The sequence below is a fragment of the Longimicrobium sp. genome, assembly GCA_036377595.1.
GTDB lineage: Bacteria > Gemmatimonadota > Gemmatimonadetes > Longimicrobiales > Longimicrobiaceae > Longimicrobium.
In genome coordinates this window covers 1-19,260 of record DASUYB010000140.1, presented here as the reverse complement: position 1 = coordinate 19,260, position 19,260 = coordinate 1, and the positions used below count along the sequence as shown (strand labels likewise).

Genomic DNA, 19,260 nt, shown 5'->3' with positions numbered 1-19,260 from the left:
GCTGAACGCCAGCGTGACCTCGGCGAAGTTCAGCGGGCGGCGCTTGACGGTGCCCTGGAAGATCACCTCCTCCATCTTCCCGCCGCGCAGCGCCGACGCGCGCTGCTCGCCCAGCACCCAGCGCACGGCGTCGGCGGTGTTGCTCTTCCCGCAGCCGTTGGAGCCCACGATGGCGGTCACGCCGTCGCGGAACTCGATCAGGGTGCGGTCGGGAAAGCTCTTGAAGCCGTGGAGGCGGAGCGAGCGGAGCTTCATGCCAGGCGGTTCTGCACGACGGGGGATGTTCCTGCCGGGCGCCAGCGGTGTGGCGGAAACCTTCGGGACGATGTCGAGCGGGATGGAGATGAATCTAACGTGATTGCGTCAACGGCACATCACTTCGGCGCGGCGGGAGGACGGCCCACGCGGCGGACCAGGCGCGTGGGGAGACGGGCGGATGCGAGCGTCTTCTGCATCGGCGCCGCCTGCGCGCTGTCGGCGAAGGCGCCGGCGTACAGCGCCCACCGCTCGCTCCCGTCCGTCTGCGGTACGGGGACGGGGTAGACGTCGATCGCCCCCGCGCCGAGCTCCCGCGCGCGCACCTCGGCGGCCGCGCGGGTGGGATACTGCCCCAGCTCGAACGTCATCGGCCGCGGCTGGATCAGGTCCCCCGCGCCGCCCACGCTCTCGGGATCCACCAGACCGCGGTCGATCAGCTCCTTGCGCAGCGCGGCGGCCTCGGCGGTGTCGCCCAGCATCCCCGCGAACACGCGGTAGTACACGATCCCGCCGATCTCCTCGGGAAAGACGTACGCCTGCGTCCCGGGGATCTCGCGCTGCACGCGCTCGGCCCACCCGCGCGCGGTCTCGTACGCCCGGTCGCCCTGGTACGCCTTCACCACCACCGCGTACGGCCGCGCCACCCCGGCCGGCGCCGCCGTCGCCAGCGCCTGCGGCCGGTGCGCGGGGAGGTTCGGCGCCTCGGCCCGCTCGCGCCGCGGCAGGTCGAGCGCGGGGAGGAGATCGGGGAGGAAGTACAGCGCCGCCACCGCCGCCGCCGCCATGAACAGCAGCACCAGCAGCACGAGCAGGAGCGGGGAGATGCGCCGCTTCTTGGGGATGGACTTCTTCTTCCGCCGCGACGCCGGCCACGGCTCCGCCTCCTCGACCGTGGCCTCCCACGCGGGATCGGGGACGGGGAGCGAGGCGGCGGGCGCGTGTGGCGCCTCTTCGGCGCTGGGGAGCGGCTCGGGGCCGCGCGCCGGCTCGCGCGGGGGCGCGGCCCACGGCTGGAAGCCGCCGGGCTCCGGCTGCGGGAAGCGCTCCCCCGGCTGCGCGGGCGCGGGGGTGAACGGCTGCTGCGGCGGCGCGCCGTACGAGACGGGGCGCACCGAGTCCTCGCCCACGCGGAACGGCTCCGACCCCGGCCGCGCCGGCGGCGTCAGCCAGGCGCGGATGCGGAAGTCGGGGGACAGGATGGACTCGAACAGCTCGCCGTCCTGGCGGTCGCCCAGCACGATCACGTCGCCCGCCCACTGCGCCAGCGCCGGCAGCCCCGGCGCGTCGAGGGGAACGAAGACCAGGAGCGACGCCTGCGCCTCGCGGAAGCCGTCGACGATCTTGCTCCAGCGCGGGTGGTGGAAGATGGCCTCCGGCTCGGGCGTGTAGGTTCCCGCGGTGATCAGCAGGAAGCCGCGCCCCGGCACCGGCCGCGCGCTCCGCGCCAGCGACGCGCCGTAGAGGAAGAGGTCGACCACGCCGTCCAGGTTCGGCACGCCCACCCGCTCGTGGAGGATCGGGTCCTCGATGGAGAGGTCGGCCAGCACGGTGCGCCGCCCCGCCGCGTTCCACCCCGTGGCCAGCGCGATGGCCGAGTCGGCCACCCAGGCACGGTCGGCGCGCGGGTCGAACAGCAGCAGGACGGGGCCGGGGTTCTGCGCGTCGAACGCCGCGGCGGAGGGCAGCCGCTCGAACGTGGGGTCGAAGAAGGAAGGCGGGGGCAGCCTGCGCCCGGGGTAGCCGGTGGCCGTCTGCGGATCGGTCATGGGCTCGGGAGAACGGGGCTGGGCCTGCGGACGGAGGACAGCGCCAAGTTAAACGGCGGCACGAAAGTACGAAAGTACGGGGACGAAGTGCTGAGTGCTGAGCCTGCCGGGAGCTGATCGGCGATCGGCCGGCAGGATGCCAGTCGCTCGAACTGGAGCTTACTCCGCGCGAAGTCCGCGCAGGCGGACTGTGTGTTGTTGTAGCCGCGAGTTCACTCGCATCGTCGCGACCAAACCCGGTCTTCCGCATCTTTCGGCATGCGTGAGATGTCGTCTCCGCCAACGCAAACACGGCCCTCTCCGCGCTGGGAAAAGGGCCGCGTTGGTTGCGACCGCTCGTGCGATCGATCGCCGGCTGACTACGACCGCGCGGCGGCCGGCGCTTCGAGGACGAAGGTAGGCGCGTCGCCCCAGAGGCGCTCGAGCTGGTAGAACTCGCGGGCGGCGGGGTGGAAGACGTGCACCACGAAGTCGAAGTAGTCGATCAGCACCCAGCGCGCCTCGCGTTCGCCCTCCACGTTCAGCGGCCGCACGCCGACCTGCTTCAGCCCGTCGACGACGTTGTCGGCGAGCGCCGCCACGTGCGTGTCGGACGTGCCGGTGGCGATCACGAACCAGTCGGTGGCCGTCGAGATCCCGCGCAGGTCCAGCAGCGTCACGTCCAGCCCCTTGCGGTCGAACAGCAGGTCCACCACGCGGGCCACGTCCTTCGGCATGTCCACCGACGTGGGCGGCACGGGGGTGATGCTCATCGCTTCTCCGGGTTGAGTTCTGTGCCACGCGCAACCGAAGCGCGTGACGCGTTCAAGTTAAGGACCACTCCGCGGAGCACGAAAGTGCGTGAGCCCGCCAGTGCGCGAGTGCGTCCCCAACGCGCCGACCTCGCAGCCGAGCGAAGTCCGCGAAGGCGGACTGCGTGTCGTTGTAGCCGCGAGTTCACTCGCATTGTGGCGCAAATCCACCCCCTGCGTCCTGGGGATTTGGATCAGCACTCCCCGAACGACGAAGGCGGCCCCGCAACCGGAGCCGCCTTCGCGACCAGACCTGTGCGACGCGCGAAAGGACTCAGTCCTCCGCGATCACCCAGACCTTGACCTCCGGGCGGACCTGCGGGTGCAGGCGCACGGGAACGCTGGTGACGCCCAGCGTCTTGATCGGCTCGTCGAGCTCGATCTGGCGGCGGTCGATGGTGATCCCCTGCTCGGCCAGCTTCTCGGCGATGTCGGCCGAGGTGATGGACCCGAACAGCTTCCCTTCCTGGCCCGCGCGGGCGTTGAAGGTCAGCGACACGCCCTCGATGCTGGCGGCGCGCTTCTGCGCGTCCTGCAGCGTCTCGGCCTCCTTGGCGGCCGAGCGCGCGCGCTCGGCTTCCAGGCGGCGCTTGTTGGCCTCGGTGGCCTCGTAGGCCAGCCCCTGCGGGATCAGGTAGTTGCGGCCGTAGCCCGGCTTCACGTCGACGATCTCGCCGGCGTCGCCCAGGGTCTCGATCCGCTGGCGAAGGATGACCTGCATCGTGGTATCCTCCTCAGGCTTCGTAGCCGGCGATGTACGGCAGCAGCGCCAGGTACCGCGCGCGCTTGACCGCCGTGCCCACCTGCCGCTGGTGCCGCGCGCACATCCCGCTGATGCGGCGCGGAAGGATCTTGCCGCGCTCCGTCACGAAGCGCTGCAGCGTCCGCTCGTCCTTGTAGTCGATGGTACGCACCCCGAGCTCGCAGATGGGGCACGCCTTGCGGCTGGATCGCATCTTACTCCTCCTCCCCTTCCTCGGACTCCTCGTCGCGCTTGGGCTGCGGCGGGACCGGGGTGGTGGCCAGGTCGCCCTCGTTGATCACCACCAGGTAGCGCAGCAGCTCCTCGTCGAGCTTCAGGATGCGCTCGAACTCGGGAAGCGCCTCGGCGGGGGCGGCAAAGTGCGACACCACGTAGTAGCCGCTGGACTGGTCCTCGATGGGGTACGCCAGCTGGCGCTTGCCCCAGTGGTCGACCTCGGTCACGTTGCCGCCGCGGTCGCCCGTCAGCAGCCCGTGGAACCGGTCGAGCTTCTGGTTCACCCCCCCCTCGTCGAGCGACGGGTGGAAGATGTACACGATCTCGTAGTCCCTCAAAGTCACCTTCCTGTGGACATGTGGCCCCGCGCCGGTGATATGCGCGGAGCAGGAGAAAAAAGCGCTGCCCCCGGATTTGGGGGCAGCATGGAAAGATATCACACCGGGCCGCGGCTGTCTACCGCGCCACGCCTACCGCGGCTCACCCGGCCGTTGCAGCGGAAGCTTCACCTCCACGTTCCGGCGGCGGCACGGGCATCGGCGGATGAGGTGATGGCCGCCCGGCGTTCTCATCCGGGAGGCGCATCAGCGCTTCGGCCGATTCCGGTCCGCAGGCGCCTTCACGCCCGTCCGCTCGTCGAAGTTGGTCGGAGGTGTCGGCTTGGGCGGCACCACCGGAGCAGGGTGTTGGGTGATGCTCGGACGCTGGGACATTGGTTCCGATCCTCGACGGGTGATCTCGACGGCTGCTTGTTCGTTCTTCATGCGCTCCCGTATCGAATACGGGATTGCGGTGATCCCGGACGCGATCAGGACAAGAATGATAGCGCGATTCGCTTTCCTGAGGAACTCCGCGCGATTCACATTGATCGCGGCGTTGCGGTCGGTCGCCTTGATCAGCAGATCCTGCAGGTACGCCTCGAACTCGCGATCCGCCACCAGCGGGGTACCCACGGCGGAGTAATGGGCGCGCAACCCATCCCAATACTGCTTCAGTTCCGACGGAAAGGTCAGGTGCGAGTATACATAACCGTAGAATGAACGAACCAACATGTAGATCCCCAGCACCAAACCAAGGGACGCGGCGGCAAAGCCGACCCAGAATAACAGGTCGAGAATTCCGCCTCCATCGTTGTACTCCTTCACGAGAACAATCAGCCCACTGCCGAGTAGTGCCAGGACACCCAGCGGCAGCGCAGTATCTCCCTGGATTGCCGCGCGCCGCTCCCACTCAGCGGTATAGAGCTTATAAAAGAGGTCGTTGCCACCGGCGATTCCCTCGAGGTATCACAACAATCTACCCTGGATTCATGATATGGACAATGCTCTCAGGTGGCCGTTTTTGATCTGCCGCGAAGTTCTAGCTCTCGAACGTCTTACCACGTTAAGAAAATAAAAAGCATGGGATCTGCTCGTCTGGAGCGCCAAAGGAGCGTGCCGGCCGCTCCATTGACACCTCGGGCGGAACACGAAGCGGGGCGCCCGGTCCGCACCGGGCGCCCCGCTCGTGTCCCACCTCGATCCGTTATCGCCGGCCGGTCATCCGCAGGCGGTCCAGCGCGGGCCACAGCTCGCCGCAGACGATGCAGGCGCCGCCCACGAAGGCGGTCACCACCAGCGCATCGTCCATCCACGACGGGAGATGCACGGCGAACAGCAGCAGCGGCGTGGCAACGAGGAAGCTGATCCAGCCTACCATCAGGATCGCCCTGCGCCAGACTTCGCGTCCGGCGTCGGCCAGGGGGAGCTGCGTTACGAGCATAGGTAGTTACCAGGCGGGTGCGGAGGGTCCGTCGACTGCTACCGCGGGCCGTTGCAACTTGCGCGCCCACACTGCACACATCCTCCTATCCCCGTGGAGGGTGTGTGACAGGGTGCGCCCGCCGCCTCAGCGCCGCCGCACGGGGTCGGCCGCGCGGCGGAGGATGTCGAGCTCGTGGTCGGTGCGGCCCTCCCACGACGGCGGCACCGGGCGCAGGCGCCGCTTCTCGGCCTCGCTCTCGAAGCACAGCCAGCCGGTCCGCAGGTCCTCGGGGACCACCGCGGGTCCGGTCATCTCCGTGGGGTTCACAGGCCAGACGCGCCAGAGAACCCCTTCCGGGTCCCGGTATTCCCTCAAACTCACGTTTCGCTCGTCGCTGCGGGTAGGATCAGGGGCTTCAGCGCGTCCGGCACGGCAAGAAAGAGGCCGGTTCGGCACGCCGAAGTGCCTTCGTTGCATCGATTTGCGACACTCTCTCCAATTTCCGCAAAGCGCGGAGGGGCCGGACCCCGCGGGACCGGCCCCTCCTCGATGCGCGGCAGCGGCACGCCTCAGGGATGCGCCGTCAGCGACAGCCGCAGCGTGCGCGTGGCGCCGGGCATGATGTTGTTGTTCCCCTGCGAGGTGGCGAAGTAGCGCTGGTCGAACACGTTCTCCACGTTCACCTGCACCCCCAGGGCGGGGTTCACGCGCAGGAAGAGCGCGGCGTCGGCGCGGGTGAAGCCGGGGAGCGTGACGGTGTTGTCGATCGCCGCGAACATGTCGGATCGGCGCACGATCCCCGCGCCGATCCCCACCGCGGGGAGGAGCTGCCAGCGGTTCCAGAGCGAGAGCGTCTGGTGCGGCACCAGCGGCACCCTCGCCCCCGCCTTCGCGGCCGTCGTGGCGCTCACGATCCGCGCGCGCTGCGAGGCGAACCCGCCCACGATCTGCCATCCCCGCATCACGTTCCCCGCGGCGCCCAGCTCGAAGCCGGTGGTGCGCTGGTGCCCCGTCTGGACGATCTTCGACGCGTCGTTGGGATCCGTGGCCGAGGTGTTCGTCCGGTCGAGGCGATAGACCGCCGCCGTCAGGCTCAGGTCGGGGTGCACGTCCCACTTGGCGCCCACCTCGCGGTTCACGAACTGCTCCGGCTCCAGCGTCTCCGTCGTCGCGGTGAGCGAGGTGAACTGGTCGCCCGAGCTGGGAAGGTACGACACGCTCAGGCTGCCGTAGAACGAGACCGCCCGCACCGGCTTCAGCACCACCCCCGCGCGCGGCGACAGGAGGACGTCCCGGCGGTCCAGGTCGTCGCCGGTGCGGTTGTTGTGGTAGTCGATGGCGAAGCGCTCCAGGCGCACCCCGCCCACCGCCTGCAGCCACGGCGCCAGCTCCGCCTGCTCCTGCAGGTACGCGGCGGCCACGGTGGTGGTGGTCAGGTTGTCGGCGTCCGTGGCGCTCTGGCGGAACTCGATCGGCGTGGCGACGGTCGGCGTGGCGAAGGGGACGGAGAAGGAGGTGGCCGTGCCGTTGTAGTAGCCGGTGTTGCGCACCTGCTCGGTCCGCTGCCGGCCGAGCTCCGCGCCCAGCAGCAGCGTGTGCCGCACCGTCCCGGTGGCGACGGAGCGGATGACGTCCGTCTGGTTGAAGAGGTTGGTGCGGTCGATGGCGTGGTTGTACGCGCTCAGCGCCACCTGCGAGCCGTCCGCGTTCACCGCGCCCGGGAAGCTGTTCTGGTAGAACTTGTCGTAGGCGGCCAGCCGCGTGCGGTTGCGGAGGGTGAACCCCGTCGCCGACGCGCGCTCGACCGTGGCCGTGGCGAGGTGGACGCGCATCGTCGCGTGGCTGACGTCGGGGTTGCCGAAGTAGGTGGTGACGTCGGCGGGCGAGGGGCGGCCCTGGTACGAGGGGATGCCGCGGTCGACGGTGCGCTCGTCACTGAAGAACTCGTAGCCCGCGTGCGCGGTGACGGCGCGGCCCAGGTCCAGCGCGAGGGTGGGATTGATCCCGTAGCGCGTGAGCGAGGCGCGGTCGCGGAAGCCGCCGGAGCGCTCGTACACGCCGTTGAAGCGCGCCGCCACGCCGCCGGAGATCCCCTGCCCGAGGTCGACGGTGCCGCGGCGGTGGTCGAACGAGCCGCCCTCCAGCGTCAGCGCGCGGACCGGCGTCCAGCGGGCCTCCTTGACCACCCGGTTCAGCACCCCGCCCCCGCCGCCGCGGCCGAAGATCATCGCGTTGGAGCCCTTGAGCGCCTCCACCCGCTCCACGTTGTACAGGTCACGGAGATACTGGGCGTCGTCGCGCACGCCGTCGACGAAGAAGTCGGCGGTGGAGGCGTTGCCGCGGATGGTGGGCGCGTCGCGGTGCCCCTCGCCCTGCCCCATCTGCACGCCGGGGACGTAGCGCACCACGTCGGCCATCCCCTGCATCGCCTGGTCGGCGATCACCTCGCGGGTGACCACGCTCACCGCCTGCGGCACGTCGCGCAGCGGCGTTTCCGTCTTCATCGCCGTGGCGCTGCGCACGCTGGTGTAGCTGCGCGGGGCCACGGCGTTGATCGGCGTGAGCGCGAAGGTCGAGTCGCCGCCGGCCACCAGCGCGGTGCGCGCGTCGGCGAAGCGCGCGGAGAGCCCGGTCCCCTCCAGCATCCGGCGCAGCGCCTGGGGCGCGGTGCAGGTGCACTCGACCGCGTGCGACCGCGCCGCCGACGCCGGACGGGCCGCGACGCGCACGCGCAGCCCGGACTGGCGCGCGTACTCGCCCAGCGCGTCGCCCAGCGGCTGCGCGGGGATGCCGAACGCGATCGGCGCGGAGGTGTCCGCCGGCGCCGCGAGCAGCGTGGTGGACGGGGGATTGGGGGCCTGCGCGGCGGCGGGGGCCGCGGCGGCGAGGCCGGCCAGGAGCACGAGCGGGTACGAGCGCATATCCGACAGTGGTGAGTGATTGAGAATGAGTCTCAACCACATCATAGACGCAGATCATCCCCGCCGCAAGGCTCTTCATCCGCGGCACGGCTCCCGCGTAGATTGACGCCCGGCTTGACCCGAGCCGCGCGGCGGGAGCCCGTCGCCGCCGCATCTCCCGTATCCCCATGACCCGCCGGAGGTTGGATGAGCGAAGCCGCGTACGCGCCCCCGCCCGGGAGCGACCACCGCCTGGTGCTGCAGCGGGTGCAGCCCGCGCTCCTGGGGCTGATGGACGGCTCCGTCAGCACGCTGGCGCCGCTCTTCGCGGCGGCGGAGCTCACGCACCGGCCGCTGAGTGCGTTCTACGTGGGGCTGGCGGCGTCGGTGGGCGCGGCCATCAGCATGGGGCTGGCCGAGGCGCTCTCCGACGACGGGGTGATGAGCGGGCGCGGCAACCCGTGGAGCCGCGGCGCCATCACGGGCGTCGGCACCATGCTCGGGGGGATGTTCCACACCTTCCCCTTCCTGATCCCCGACCTCCAGACGGCGCTGACGCTGGCGTACGCGGTGGTGGTGCTGGAGCTGATCGCCATCGCCTGGATCCGCCGGCGCTACATGCGCAGCCCGCTGGGGCGGACGCTGCTGCAGGTGGTGTTCGGCGGCGCGCTGGTCTTCGCCGTGGGGATGGTGCTGGGGAATGCCGGCGCGGGGTGATCCGATCACCGTTCGGCGGATGCGCGAGAGGGCGCCGGGGAGCGGATCCCCGGCGCCCTCTCGTCATCTCCGCCATCCGCCGACGGTCAGTGCAGCGCGTGCATCGCCAGGCGCCACGCCCGCTGCGACCGCGGGAGGTTGCGGCTCTCGGCCAGCAGGTACGCCGCGTCGAGGAAGGCGACCACGTTGTCGGGGATGTGCTCCTCGCCGCAGGCGTCCAGCAGCTCGCGCAGGCGCGCGGCCACCGCCTCGGGGTTCTCGTCCGCGTACGCCTGCGTCAGCGAGCTGCGCTGGCGTGTCCACCACATCTCGTCGGTCCGCATGGAAATGGCCGGTGCACCGGTTCTTCAACGATCCTGCCGATGATTCGATGCATCGGGTCGCCCTAAGGTTGGATGGGCGGCGGCCCCGCATCTCAGCCGTAAGACACGCTTGCCGACGGCGGCGTTAGCGACGATGAAGACAAAAAAGAAGTCTCTCACGGAGGGCACGGAGGTCACGGAGAACCGATCGGTTCCTCCGTGACCTCCGTGCCCTCCGTGAGAGGCTGAAGCACTACCTGGCGAAGAGCTGGGTGAAGTAGAAGTCGCCGGAGAGGTCGCGCGCCACGCCCACGCCGGTGCGCTCGTAGGGGCCCTCGATCGCGTGGCGGTGCGGCGGGCTGTCGAGGAAGCCTCGCATCGCCACCGACACGGTGGTGTCGGCGGGGAAGTTGTTCGTCCCCAGGTTCTCGGCCACGGCCAGGTAGCCCAGGCGCCGCGCCTCGGCCACGCGCGTCTCGAAGCCCTGGTGGCTGAACGGCACCCGGCCCTCCGCCATGTCGCGGCTGTGCTGGCGCGCCACGGCGGCCAGCCCCGCGTCCCACCGCAGCAGCGGCTGGCGGCGCTTCGCGCGATAGTCGTTCACCGCGCCCACCAGCCCCCACTCCTGCGACGCGTACTCGCCCGCGGGGAGCGAGCGCCGCGGCGGCGCGTCGGCTTGCGCGCAGGCCAGCGCCAGCAGCGCGAGCGGGAGATGGAGACGCGGGCGGAAAAATCTCACGGACGGGGATGGAAGAGGGCGAAGCGGGAGATGGAGATCGGACGCGGAGATGGGATCACGCCGCCGCGGGCCCCTCCAGCGCGTCGGCGATGCGGCTGGAGAGCTCGACGTGCAGCAGCAGCACGTTGGGATCGCGGCGGCAGACCAGGTCGTAGCGGTTGACGGTGGGCTCGTCGCCGTCGTCCACGGCCACCAGCTCGCGCGCCTGCTCGGCGAAGGCGCGGGCGTCCTCCTCGCTGACGGCGTGCTCGCCGGCCAGCGCCTCGTCGATCTCCACGATCAGCCCGCTGAACGGCCGCAGCCAGGCGAAGAACGGGTCCTCGATCAGCGCCTGCAGCAGCTGCGCGTTGGTCACCGGCCCGCGGCTGCGCTCCCAGACGATGCGCTCGGCGTCGATCAGCGCCTTGTGCAGGCGCATCAGCCCGCGGCGGATCTCCACCAGGCGGGTGCGCAGCGGCTCGGGCGTGGGGTTGCGGCGGAAGCGTGTCGGCATGCGTCGGTCGGTCTCCGGCTTGCGAAACCATCAGTTCCGATGCAACCCGGAAGAACCGCGCCATGTTCCCCGCCGCGCGGGCCGTTGGCGAGCGGAGAATCCGGATCTCCCCCGCCGTCTCCTATCTCTCCCCTGTCCTCTGCTTTCGATCTACCGGCAGGGTGAAGAAGAACCGGCTCCCCTCCCCCGGCGTGCTCTCGGCCCACAGGCGGCCGCCCTGCGCCTCGACGATGGCGCGGCTGAGCGGCAGCCCCATCCCCCGCGCGGGAACGTCGCCGCTCCAGAGCGGGGTGAAGAGCCCGGACATCGCCTCGGGCGCGATCCCCGACCCGCTGTCGGCCACGCAGAAGCGCACCACGCCACCCATCGCCTCGGCGCGCATCTCGATCTCCCCGCCCTCGGGCGTGTGCCGCAGCGCGTTGCCCACCAGGTTGCTGAGCACCTGCAGCGTGCGCTCGCGGTCGCCCACCACGGGCGGCAGCTCGCCCTCCGCGCGCGCGCCGAAGCGCAGCCCCCGCCGCGTGGCCAGCGGCTCCAGCATCATGGCCGCCTCGCGCAGCACCAGGCCGGGGCGGAAGGCGGCGTGCTCCACCGGCAGGCTTCCCGCCTCCAGCCGGGTGACGTCGGCCAGGTCCTGCACCAGGTGGTGGATCTGCTCGGCGGCCAGGATCACGGCGTCCAGCGGCTGCCGGGCCCCGTCTCCATCGGTGCCGTCGTCGAGCGCGGCGGTGGCGTTCAGCAGGATGGTGGAGAGCGGGTTGCGCACCTCGTGCGACACCATCGACACCACCTTCTGCCGCGCGGCCGACTCGCTGCGTACGCTGCGGTAGAGGCGCGCGTTGTCGATGTACAGCGCGGCGCGGCGCGCCACTTCCTCGGCCAGCGCCACGTCGCGCGGGGTGTATGGCCGCGCGCCCGCCGTGCGCATCAGCGTCAGCACGCCCACGGTCCGCTCGCGCGCGACCAGGGGGACGAACATCACCGAGCGGATCCCCACCTCCTCCAGGATCCGGCGATGCCGCTCGTCCACCGCCAGCCGCTCCACGATCGCCGCGTCGACCTCGGGGAGGAAGTCGGTCCGCCTGCTCCCCAGCACGGCGGCCACGCGGCTGCGGGGATTGGCGGGCGGGGGATACAGCCGCCGCGTCTCGGCCAGCAGCCGGTCCGTCGCGGGATCGCGGTGGCGGGTGACCACGCGGCCGAAGCTCCCGTGCTCGGTCAGCTCGTCGAGGATGCACCCGTCCGCCAGCCGCGGCACCACCAGCGCCGCCACCTTGGCCAGCGTCTCGGGATAGTCCAGCGAGCCGCTGAGCACCGCGCCCACCTCGGCCAGGAAGGCGGAGCGCCGCTCGGCCGCCTGCGCGTTCCGCCGCGCCCGCCGCTCGCGCCGGAGCGCGGTGCGCCGCTCGTGCGTGAGCGCCGCCAGCACCATCCCCGTCATCGACACCAGCGCCAGGTATCCCTGCAGGAAGAGGAGCGCCGCGTCCTCGGCGAACGGCGACCCGGGCACCGCCAGCCGCGCCGCCGTGGCCACCGCGGCGAAGGTTACCGACGCGGTGACCACCGAGGCGCCGCGCTGGCCGCCGCGCATGGCCGCCCAGGTGACGAAGGGGAAGACCGCGTAGGAGAGCGGCACCCGCGCGGTGGGAAACATCTCGCCGCTGCGGAAGGCCAGGAGGGTGATGACCACCGCGCCCGCCGTGGCCCCCGCCACCTCCAGCAGCCGCGCGCGCGGGAGCGGCTTCCGCGTTCCCGCCCAGGCCAGCACCAGCGGCGCGGCCACCAGCACGCCGGTGCCGTTCCCCGTCCACCACACCAGCGCGGTCCACGGCGCGTCCGCCAGCGGCATCACCCCCCACAGCAGCAGCGCGCCCACGCCCACCGCGGCGCTGGCCGCCGGCCCGGGAAGCGAGCCGAGGGGGATGAAGCGCAGCACGTCGCGCACGCCGCTGAGCGAGGGGCGGATGCGGAACACGCGCGTGAGCACCCACGCGCCGATCACCGCGTCGAGCACGTTTCCCGCCGCCGCCACCATCGCGCGCGGCAGCGGCGACGGGGCGGACAGGGTCACCGCCACGGCGGCCAGGTAGACCGCGGGCCAGTAGCGGATCCCCAGCAGGAGCAGCCCGGCCATGGCCACCCCCGACGCGGGCCACACCGGGCTGGCGCTGGCCTGCACGAACGCCAGCGACAGCCCCACGCGACCGGCCACGTAGCAGGCCAGCGCGAATACGGCCGCGCGGAGGTACGGCAGCGCTCGGGAGTGCGAGGGTGCGGCGGGCAACGGAAAGGGGCGGAGAACGAGCAGATGAATGCCACTGCGGACGGGTACCTGCAAAGTATTCCCGCGCCATCCGTTGGGCAACGGCGACGGCACGGGAACGGCCCTTGCTCCTCCCGTCCGGCTCATCCAGCGGGAGACGGGGACTTTTCGAGAAGGAATGGGAGATGGAGATCGAACAGCGCGCATCGGGAGACGGCGCCGAAGCCGCCGCGGCGGCGCGGGTGGACGGCGGCACCGCGGGGACAAGGGGCGAGGTGGGGCGTATGCGCATCACCGATCCCGAGGCCTGGCACGACCTGGCCGAACGCGGGACGCCGCGAAACGGATGACGGCAGATCGGACATTTTAGGACGCGGCGTACCTTCCAATCAGGCGGGAGGGTGATTAGGTTCGAGATGCAGTCCGCTCTCCGGAGCAGCATCCCTTTCCTCCCGCAGGAGAAGTCCGCATGCCGAAGAAGAAGATCGTGCTCGACCCCGAATCGCTGCGCCTGGAGACCTTCGCCCCGGTGGAGGGGCGGGACGGCACCCGCGGAACCGTGCGCGGGCACGACGACGCGCCGCCGACCTACGAGTTCTGCACCTGGGAGTCGTACTGCTACACGAAGAACACCTGCTGCTGACCGGCTAACGCAGGCAGTGAGACGAGAAGCGGGCCCGGGAGCGCATCCCGGGCCCGCGTTCGCACTCAGCACTACACCGCGTACGGATACGTCTCCGGCGCCTCCTCGCCGCGGTGCCAGACCTCCGACGGCTCCAGCGGCTCCACGGCGCGCGTGGCGTCGACGTGGATCACCGCGTCGAACTGGTCCGCCAGCCGCGCGTGGAAGTAGTGGCTCACCCGCTCCGAGCGGGGGAGATAGACGACGCCGATCGCCCGCTCCAGCCTCGCGTCGCGGAACGCCTCCGCCTCGGCGTTCCCGCGCAGCGGCAGGACGAAGTCGCCGCCGGCCTCGTGCAGCAGCGCCTCCCAGCTCCCCGGCAGCGCGGGGCGCACGCGCTTGCGCTCGCCGGGCTCGTCCCAGTCGCTCGCGGCCGTCACCGTGCCCGTGTACGTGCTGAAGCCGACCAGCACGGCGTCGTCGCCCCAGCGCTCGCGCGCCAGCTGGCCCACGTTCAGCTCCCCTTCCTCGCCCGGCTCGGTGGCGCGCGCGTCGCCCAGGTGGGAGGTGTGGGCCCAGACGACGGCCTTCGCCTCGCCACCGCCGCGCCCGAAGTGGCGCAGCAGCGCCTCGAGCGTGTCGGTCATGTGCGTATCGCGCAGGTTCCACCCCTCGGCCGGCGGCGCGAACATGGTGCGGTAGTACGCCTCCGCGTTGGCCACGAGACGGGCGTTCTGCTCCGCGAAGAAGAATTCGTCCTCGGGGATGCGGCCGTCGCGCTGCGCCAGCTCCGTCGCGCGGCGCCGAAGCTCCACCAGCTGCGCCACCGCCTCGTCGCGGCAGCCGGCGGTGACGCCGAGCTCCGCCGCGTAGCCGTACGCCTGGCTATCCCCTTCGTAGCGCCCGAAGCAGGCGTAGCGCGCGCGGGCGCGGCGGGCGGCCTCGGGGTCCACCTGGTCCAGGTAGCCCACCACCGCCTCGATCGAGGCGAACATCGAGTACAGGTCCAGCCCGTAGAACCCCGCCTTCGCCCGGCCCGTGGGGAGCGCGTCGTTCCACGCGCGCAGCCAGGCGACCAGCTCCACCACCTCGCGGTTGCGCCACATCCACGTCGGAAAGCGGGTGAAGCCGCCCAGCGCCCCGTCCGCGGTGACGTCCGCGCCGGTGCCGCGAACCCAGCGGTTCACGCGGTAGGCGTCGGGCCAGTCCGCCTCCACGGCCACGATGGTGAAGCCCTTCTCCTCCACCAGCCGCCGCGTGATGCGGGTGCGCTCGCGGTAGAACTCGTGCGTGCCGTGGCTGGCCTCGCCCAGGCACACCACCCGCGCGTCGGCGATCAGCGCCATCAGCCCGTCGTAGTCGCGCGCGCCGCCGGCCAGCGCCGTCCCCGCGCGCCGCGCCGCCTCCACCACCCGCCGCTCGTCCGCCATCTCAGCCACCTCCTTCCGAGCGCGCTCGGCGGCAAACCGCGCGCCCGGCGGAGGACACGCCGTGAGTGCCAAGTCAAGCAACGCAGATTGGTGATGGAGATCAGCAGACCGTGCCTATTCCCGCCGCAGACATCGAGATCTCATCGCGGCGATCGCGCCACCGAAAGCATCGATCCATCCACACAATCTCGATCGATCTCGGCGCGGGGTGCGATCAAGTCAGCGCCGTACCGCTTGGTCCGAAGTCACGATTCGCGGCGGAGCGAGGTCTGCCAACGTCGAGGGAGCCACTGAGCGCACCGGGCCACGATCCGACAATGGTGGTGGTGATGGCGGCGGAGTTGGTGGCGGAGGAGGTGATGGCGCAGCGGAGTCCGCGGGCGCCGGCGGCGGCGCGGCCGTGTCTGCGGCCGGCGGTGGCGGCGACGGCAGCGGCGCGGTCCTGGGATCGTAGCCCCACGGGCGCACGGCCCACTCCCAGCGCTCCTTCGGCGCCGACGAGCCCCATGCTGCCCCGATTCCGGCGCCGAGCAGCGCCCCCGCGCCGCCTGTGGCCGCGATCGAGGTGCCCACCTCGCCGAACGGCTGCACCAGCGCCCCGGCGATCGCGCCCAGCCCCCCGCCGACGAACGCCAGGAGGCGCGCGCGCTGCCCCGCGCTACCGCCGCGCGTGGTGCCGCGGGAGATCTCGAGCAACTGGATGCTGTGCAGCGGAAACGCCTGCTCGGTCCCCGTCGCCTCGTCGCGCACCACCAGCGCCACCGTGTCGAACCGCGTCACCTGTCCGGTGACCTTGTCGGGCCGGATCGGCGGCGCGGTCACCCGCACCCGCGCGTCCTGGAGCTGACGGGTCCTGAGCTGCGCGCCGATCTCCGACGGAAGCGCGGCTAGCGCGACGGCTGCAGCCGCTACGACGATCCTGTTGAGCATCTTCATCATCCGGCCCGGCTGACGGTCGACATCGACGAAACGAATCGGCGCGTCATTCCGTGCAAGCCACGCGCCCGGCAGGCCCGCACAAACGCTCGAATCGAAGTGGAGCATGACTGCATTCGCCGTTACCGGGTTGCCGGAAACACGTGCGTACCGCGACTCTTAAGGCGATCAACCGCTTCCTCTTCCCAGCCCCTGAACCAACGCGCCATGTGCCGCCAACGCGTTCCGCTCCTGGTGATCGTCGCTCTCCTGGCGCTGGCGAGTGCCAGGGGCTTGGCGCAGGAAAGCCCGCGGTTCAGCGGCGCCTGGACGCTCGTCCCGGAGCAGAGCGACGACATCGACGCGAAGATCAACCAGTCGATCGCGGGGATGAACGTCATCGTGCGCCAGGTCGCACGCCCGCGGCTGCGCGCGACGAACGTCCCCTACCCGCGGCTGATCTTCGCCTTCGGCGAGAATATCAGCGTCGACATGCCGGGGTATCCGTCCGTGTCGAGCCCGGCGAACGGGCAGCCGGTGTTCTGGCACCGCCGCACGGGCCGCCCCTGCACCGAGATGCGGCGCAGCTGCGTGGTGGTGACGACCACGTGGGAGGACCGGGCGCTGGTGCAGACCTTCCGTTCGGAAGACGGCGAGCGCCAGAACGTCTTCACCGTGAGCCCGGACGGTACGACGCTGACGATGGTCGCCACGATGACGAGTCCTCGCCTCCCCGCGCCGCTCGTCTACCGGCTCGTCTACACGCGGCCGTCGTAAGGACGCGCCGGATCAGCGGTTCGGCCGCACGCCCCCCGCGCGCGCCAGCGCGCCGCCGCCGCCCACCACCGGCACCGTGAACGACGTCCCCGCGAGATCCACCGTCAGCCGCGTTCCCGCGCTCGGCCAGAGCGTGAACTCCGGGTCGCTCGACATGATCATGATCCCGAGCTGCCTCCCCGCCGGGATCACCTGGTCGTCCGGCTCGAGGTCGAAGGTCAGGTCGTAGTACCTCCCCGGGACCAGCGGCTCGCCGCGCCGCTTCGAATCGTAGATGCCGCCGCGCGCGAGCGACGCGTGGTTCTGGATGTCGGCCCACCCGCGCGTCACCACGCCGGCACGGCTGGCGGAGCCGATCCGCGCCGAGTCGAACGGCAGGGTCACGAGCCACACGCTGAGATTCGCCGCGGGCCGGTCGGCCGCGACGCGCAGCGTGACGCGCGGCGTGCCGGAGATGTGCAGCGAATCCGTCAGGGGTGCCGTGGCGAAGAGCAGGCGATGGACCGAGCGTGGCGCGGCGGCATTGGCGCTGCCGGTGACGGCCGCGTCGTCGACGATGGAGTCGATCCCGCGCGAGGGACGGAGCGAGAGCGCGGCCGTGCCGTTGCCGCCCGCCCTGGGATAGAGCCGGACCGGCGCCGACCCCGGTACCGGGAACGACGCGAGCGGAACCGGCGCCGGCATCGCGCCACGCCGGCCCGACGCGCGCGCCGAATCGGCGGCGGTGCTCGACACGATCCAAACCGGCGGGTCGCGGCGGACGCCGTTGTCGATGCCGTAGAGGTAGTGCGTGAACCAGCGGTTCACCATGTCGGCGGGCGGATCGCCTCCATGGCCGCCCTGGTGGAGGTACAGCGAGACGGGCAGCCCACGCGCCTTCATCGCCTCGTAGATCCGCACGCTGTGCGACGGCATGACGTTGAAGTCGTTGAGCCCGTGCGCCAGCAGCACCGCCGCCCGGATGTTCTGCACGTACGGCAGCAGCTCGCGCACGGCCCAGAAGTCGTTGAAGTCACCGCTCGCGCGGTCCTGCCCCGCCGCGAACACGCCGCCCTTCCAGATGCGGTCGCACACGGCGCGCGTGGCGGGATGGCCGCTGGCGACGAAATCGTAGAGCACGTCCATGTCCTCGCCGAGATACCCACCCGGCGAGCGCACCAGCCCGTTCGAACGGTAGTAGTGGTAGTAGGAGGTGTTCGCGGAGACCGGGATGACGACCTCGAGCCCCGCGACCCCCGTCGTGGCCGCGGCGAGCGGCAGCGTGCCCTCGTACGACGTGCCGATCATCCCCACCTTGCCCGTCGACCACGACGTCGCGGACACCTGCTCGGCGCCGGTCGGAGTCGTATAGCCCCGCGCGCGTCCGTTCAGCCAGTCGATGACGAACTTCATCGCGGTGCGCTCGGGCGCGTCGCCCACCGTCACGCATCCCTGCGAGCGCCCGGTACCCGGCGCATCCGAATGCACCACGGCGAAGCCGCGCGGCACCCACGTGCGCACGAGCTGGTTCGAGATGCGCGTGCGTGTCGAATCGTATGGCGGACCGGGCATCTGCCCGCGCGGCGGCGAGGGCTCGCCGAGCTCCTGGCGCACGTTCCAGAACACGTTTGCATGCGCGACGCCGGCGTAGTAGGGGCTCGATCCGTACACGATCGGCACCTTCAGCCCCTCGGTCTCCGTCTGGCGAGGCCGCGTCACGTCCACGTGCACGCGATCGTTGCGGCCGTCGCGGTCGGAGTCGAAGTCCGTCTCCACCCAGAGATTCTGGCGGATCCACTGCGAGGAATCGGCGAACGCCGGAACGATCTGCGCCATGCCGTTCACGAAGACCGGGCGGGCGCCGGCCTGCGCCGCCTGCGAAGTGCTCGCCGGCACCTGCGCATGAAGCGATGCGGCACAGGCCAGCGTAAGCGCGACGGCAGCGCCGGCGCGGCGCGAGAGCGATTCGGTCATGAACATGTCCTGGTGGGTGTTCAATCGGGCGAAGCAAAGCGCAGGGCGACGGATACCCGGCCGGGTGAGCGGGCGACGTGAAGGTTACCGATCCGGCGCCGGTGCGAAAAGGGAGCAGGAGAACCCGAGCTCGCCTGCTCCTGCCTCCATTCGTGTCGAGGAAGACCGAAGCAAGGGAATCGGCCAGGCCGCGCGGACACTAAAAACAACAAAGTGGCCGCATCGCCAATTGTCTGCGATGCGGCCACGTACGAGCGGAATCCGACGCGGCGCAGCACCTCGCGGTCTACGCGGAGCGCTCGACCTCCAGCTCGAGCCTGAGCACGATGGCCTCCCTTCGTCGTTCAGGCGCAGCAGACCAGGCCACCCGACAGGCAGGTACCCAGGCAGGCGGTCACGCAGGTGGGGCCGTAGCAGGTCTCGCAGGTGACCTGGCACGAGGCGCCGCAAGTGAGCTTGGCGCCGCAGGTCTCGCCCGGGCACTCGCTGAGCTTGGCGGTGACACAGGTGTTGATCCACGAGTCCAGGCACTGCTGCACGTCGTTGGTGAGGGGCGCCGGCATCGCGATCACCTCGCCCGCCGCGATCGCGTGCCCCTGCACCGTCCCGTGG

The 19,260-nt window shown here is 71.1% G+C and carries 22 protein-coding genes; 4 read left to right on the top strand and 18 right to left on the bottom strand.

What is annotated here, in order from left to right; translation table 11 throughout:
* The 10 genes from VF092_25130 to VF092_25085 all read right to left on the bottom strand — a co-directional run.
* The coding region (locus tag VF092_25130) for an AAA family ATPase (protein HEX6750598.1) at nucleotides 1–255 on the bottom strand (255 nt) is incomplete at its 3' end.
* 119 nt (nucleotides 256–374) lie between these two features.
* A complete protein-coding gene (locus VF092_25125; GenBank protein HEX6750597.1) occupies nucleotides 375–2,024 on the bottom strand; it encodes a hypothetical protein in 1,650 nt (549 codons plus the stop codon).
* A gap of 359 nt (nucleotides 2,025–2,383) precedes the next feature.
* Complete coding sequence (rsfS, locus tag VF092_25120; protein HEX6750596.1) at nucleotides 2,384–2,776, bottom strand: ribosome silencing factor; 393 nt, start codon at nucleotides 2,774–2,776, stop codon at nucleotides 2,384–2,386.
* 313 nt (nucleotides 2,777–3,089) lie between these two features.
* A complete protein-coding gene (gene rplI, locus VF092_25115) occupies nucleotides 3,090–3,536 on the bottom strand; it encodes a 50S ribosomal protein L9 (GenBank protein ID HEX6750595.1) in 447 nt (148 codons plus the stop codon).
* Between the two features lie 13 nt (nucleotides 3,537–3,549).
* On the bottom strand, nucleotides 3,550–3,771 hold the full coding sequence (gene rpsR, locus VF092_25110; protein ID HEX6750594.1) for a 30S ribosomal protein S18: 222 nt from the start codon (nucleotides 3,769–3,771) through the stop codon (nucleotides 3,550–3,552).
* 1 nt (nucleotide 3,772) lies between these two features.
* Nucleotides 3,773–4,132: a 30S ribosomal protein S6 gene (gene rpsF, locus VF092_25105; GenBank protein HEX6750593.1), complete on the bottom strand. Its 360-nt coding sequence runs from the start codon at nucleotides 4,130–4,132 to the stop codon at nucleotides 3,773–3,775.
* 246 nt (nucleotides 4,133–4,378) lie between these two features.
* Nucleotides 4,379–4,939: a hypothetical protein gene (locus tag VF092_25100; GenBank protein HEX6750592.1), complete on the bottom strand. Its 561-nt coding sequence runs from the start codon at nucleotides 4,937–4,939 to the stop codon at nucleotides 4,379–4,381.
* A gap of 379 nt (nucleotides 4,940–5,318) precedes the next feature.
* Nucleotides 5,319–5,555, bottom strand: coding sequence for a hypothetical protein (locus tag VF092_25095; protein ID HEX6750591.1), 237 nt, complete (start codon nucleotides 5,553–5,555; stop codon nucleotides 5,319–5,321).
* A gap of 126 nt (nucleotides 5,556–5,681) precedes the next feature.
* A complete protein-coding gene (locus VF092_25090; GenBank protein HEX6750590.1) occupies nucleotides 5,682–5,849 on the bottom strand; it encodes a hypothetical protein in 168 nt (55 codons plus the stop codon).
* Between the two features lie 257 nt (nucleotides 5,850–6,106).
* Entirely contained in the window at nucleotides 6,107–8,458 is a 2,352-nt protein-coding gene (locus tag VF092_25085) for a TonB-dependent siderophore receptor (protein ID HEX6750589.1), read from the bottom strand.
* Nucleotides 8,459–8,644: 186 nt separating this feature from the next.
* Between VF092_25085 and VF092_25080 the strand changes: the two genes are divergently transcribed.
* On the top strand, nucleotides 8,645–9,154 hold the full coding sequence (locus VF092_25080; GenBank protein ID HEX6750588.1) for a VIT1/CCC1 transporter family protein: 510 nt from the start codon (nucleotides 8,645–8,647) through the stop codon (nucleotides 9,152–9,154).
* Between the two features lie 86 nt (nucleotides 9,155–9,240).
* Here VF092_25080 and VF092_25075 read toward each other — a convergent pair whose 3' ends face one another.
* The 4 genes from VF092_25075 to VF092_25060 all read right to left on the bottom strand — a co-directional run bounded on the left by VF092_25075 (nucleotide 9,241) and on the right by VF092_25060 (nucleotide 12,972).
* The gene (locus tag VF092_25075) at nucleotides 9,241–9,477 is read right to left on the bottom strand and encodes a hypothetical protein (GenBank protein ID HEX6750587.1); all 237 of its coding nucleotides are present in this window, start codon (nucleotides 9,475–9,477) and stop codon (nucleotides 9,241–9,243) included.
* A gap of 232 nt (nucleotides 9,478–9,709) precedes the next feature.
* Nucleotides 9,710–10,195 (bottom strand): CAP domain-containing protein, encoded by a 486-nt coding sequence (locus VF092_25070; protein ID HEX6750586.1) that lies wholly within the window; start codon nucleotides 10,193–10,195, stop codon nucleotides 9,710–9,712.
* A gap of 55 nt (nucleotides 10,196–10,250) precedes the next feature.
* Entirely contained in the window at nucleotides 10,251–10,688 is a 438-nt protein-coding gene (locus tag VF092_25065) for a hypothetical protein (GenBank protein ID HEX6750585.1), read from the bottom strand.
* Nucleotides 10,689–10,809: 121 nt separating this feature from the next.
* Nucleotides 10,810–12,972, bottom strand: coding sequence for an MASE1 domain-containing protein (locus VF092_25060; GenBank protein HEX6750584.1), 2,163 nt, complete (start codon nucleotides 12,970–12,972; stop codon nucleotides 10,810–10,812).
* 164 nt (nucleotides 12,973–13,136) lie between these two features.
* Here VF092_25060 and VF092_25055 point away from each other — a divergent pair, with 164 nt between their 5' ends.
* Together VF092_25055 and VF092_25050 are read left to right on the top strand one after the other, a co-directional pair.
* A complete protein-coding gene (locus VF092_25055) occupies nucleotides 13,137–13,301 on the top strand; it encodes a hypothetical protein (protein ID HEX6750583.1) in 165 nt (54 codons plus the stop codon).
* Nucleotides 13,302–13,420: 119 nt separating this feature from the next.
* The gene (locus VF092_25050; GenBank protein HEX6750582.1) at nucleotides 13,421–13,594 is read left to right on the top strand and encodes a hypothetical protein; all 174 of its coding nucleotides are present in this window, start codon (nucleotides 13,421–13,423) and stop codon (nucleotides 13,592–13,594) included.
* A 71-nt stretch (nucleotides 13,595–13,665) separates the two neighbouring features.
* On the opposite strand, the gene VF092_25045 is transcribed toward VF092_25050, so the two are convergent.
* The gene (locus VF092_25045) at nucleotides 13,666–15,003 is read right to left on the bottom strand and encodes an erythromycin esterase family protein (protein ID HEX6750581.1); all 1,338 of its coding nucleotides are present in this window, start codon (nucleotides 15,001–15,003) and stop codon (nucleotides 13,666–13,668) included.
* 219 nt (nucleotides 15,004–15,222) lie between these two features.
* The gene (locus tag VF092_25040; GenBank protein HEX6750580.1) at nucleotides 15,223–16,047 is read right to left on the bottom strand and encodes a hypothetical protein; all 825 of its coding nucleotides are present in this window, start codon (nucleotides 16,045–16,047) and stop codon (nucleotides 15,223–15,225) included.
* Nucleotides 16,048–16,173: 126 nt separating this feature from the next.
* On the opposite strand from VF092_25040, the gene VF092_25035 reads away from it, so the two are divergent.
* Nucleotides 16,174–16,695, top strand: a complete 522-nt coding sequence (locus tag VF092_25035; protein ID HEX6750579.1) for a hypothetical protein — start codon at nucleotides 16,174–16,176, stop codon at nucleotides 16,693–16,695.
* A gap of 12 nt (nucleotides 16,696–16,707) precedes the next feature.
* On the opposite strand, the gene VF092_25030 is transcribed toward VF092_25035, so the two are convergent.
* Nucleotides 16,708–18,648 carry a Xaa-Pro dipeptidyl-peptidase gene (locus tag VF092_25030; GenBank protein ID HEX6750578.1) on the bottom strand — a complete coding sequence of 647 codons (1,941 nt, stop codon included), beginning with the start codon at nucleotides 18,646–18,648 and terminating at the stop codon, nucleotides 16,708–16,710.
* A gap of 344 nt (nucleotides 18,649–18,992) precedes the next feature.
* Nucleotides 18,993–19,260: hypothetical protein (locus tag VF092_25025; protein HEX6750577.1), on the bottom strand; the 268-nt coding region annotated here is incomplete at its 5' end.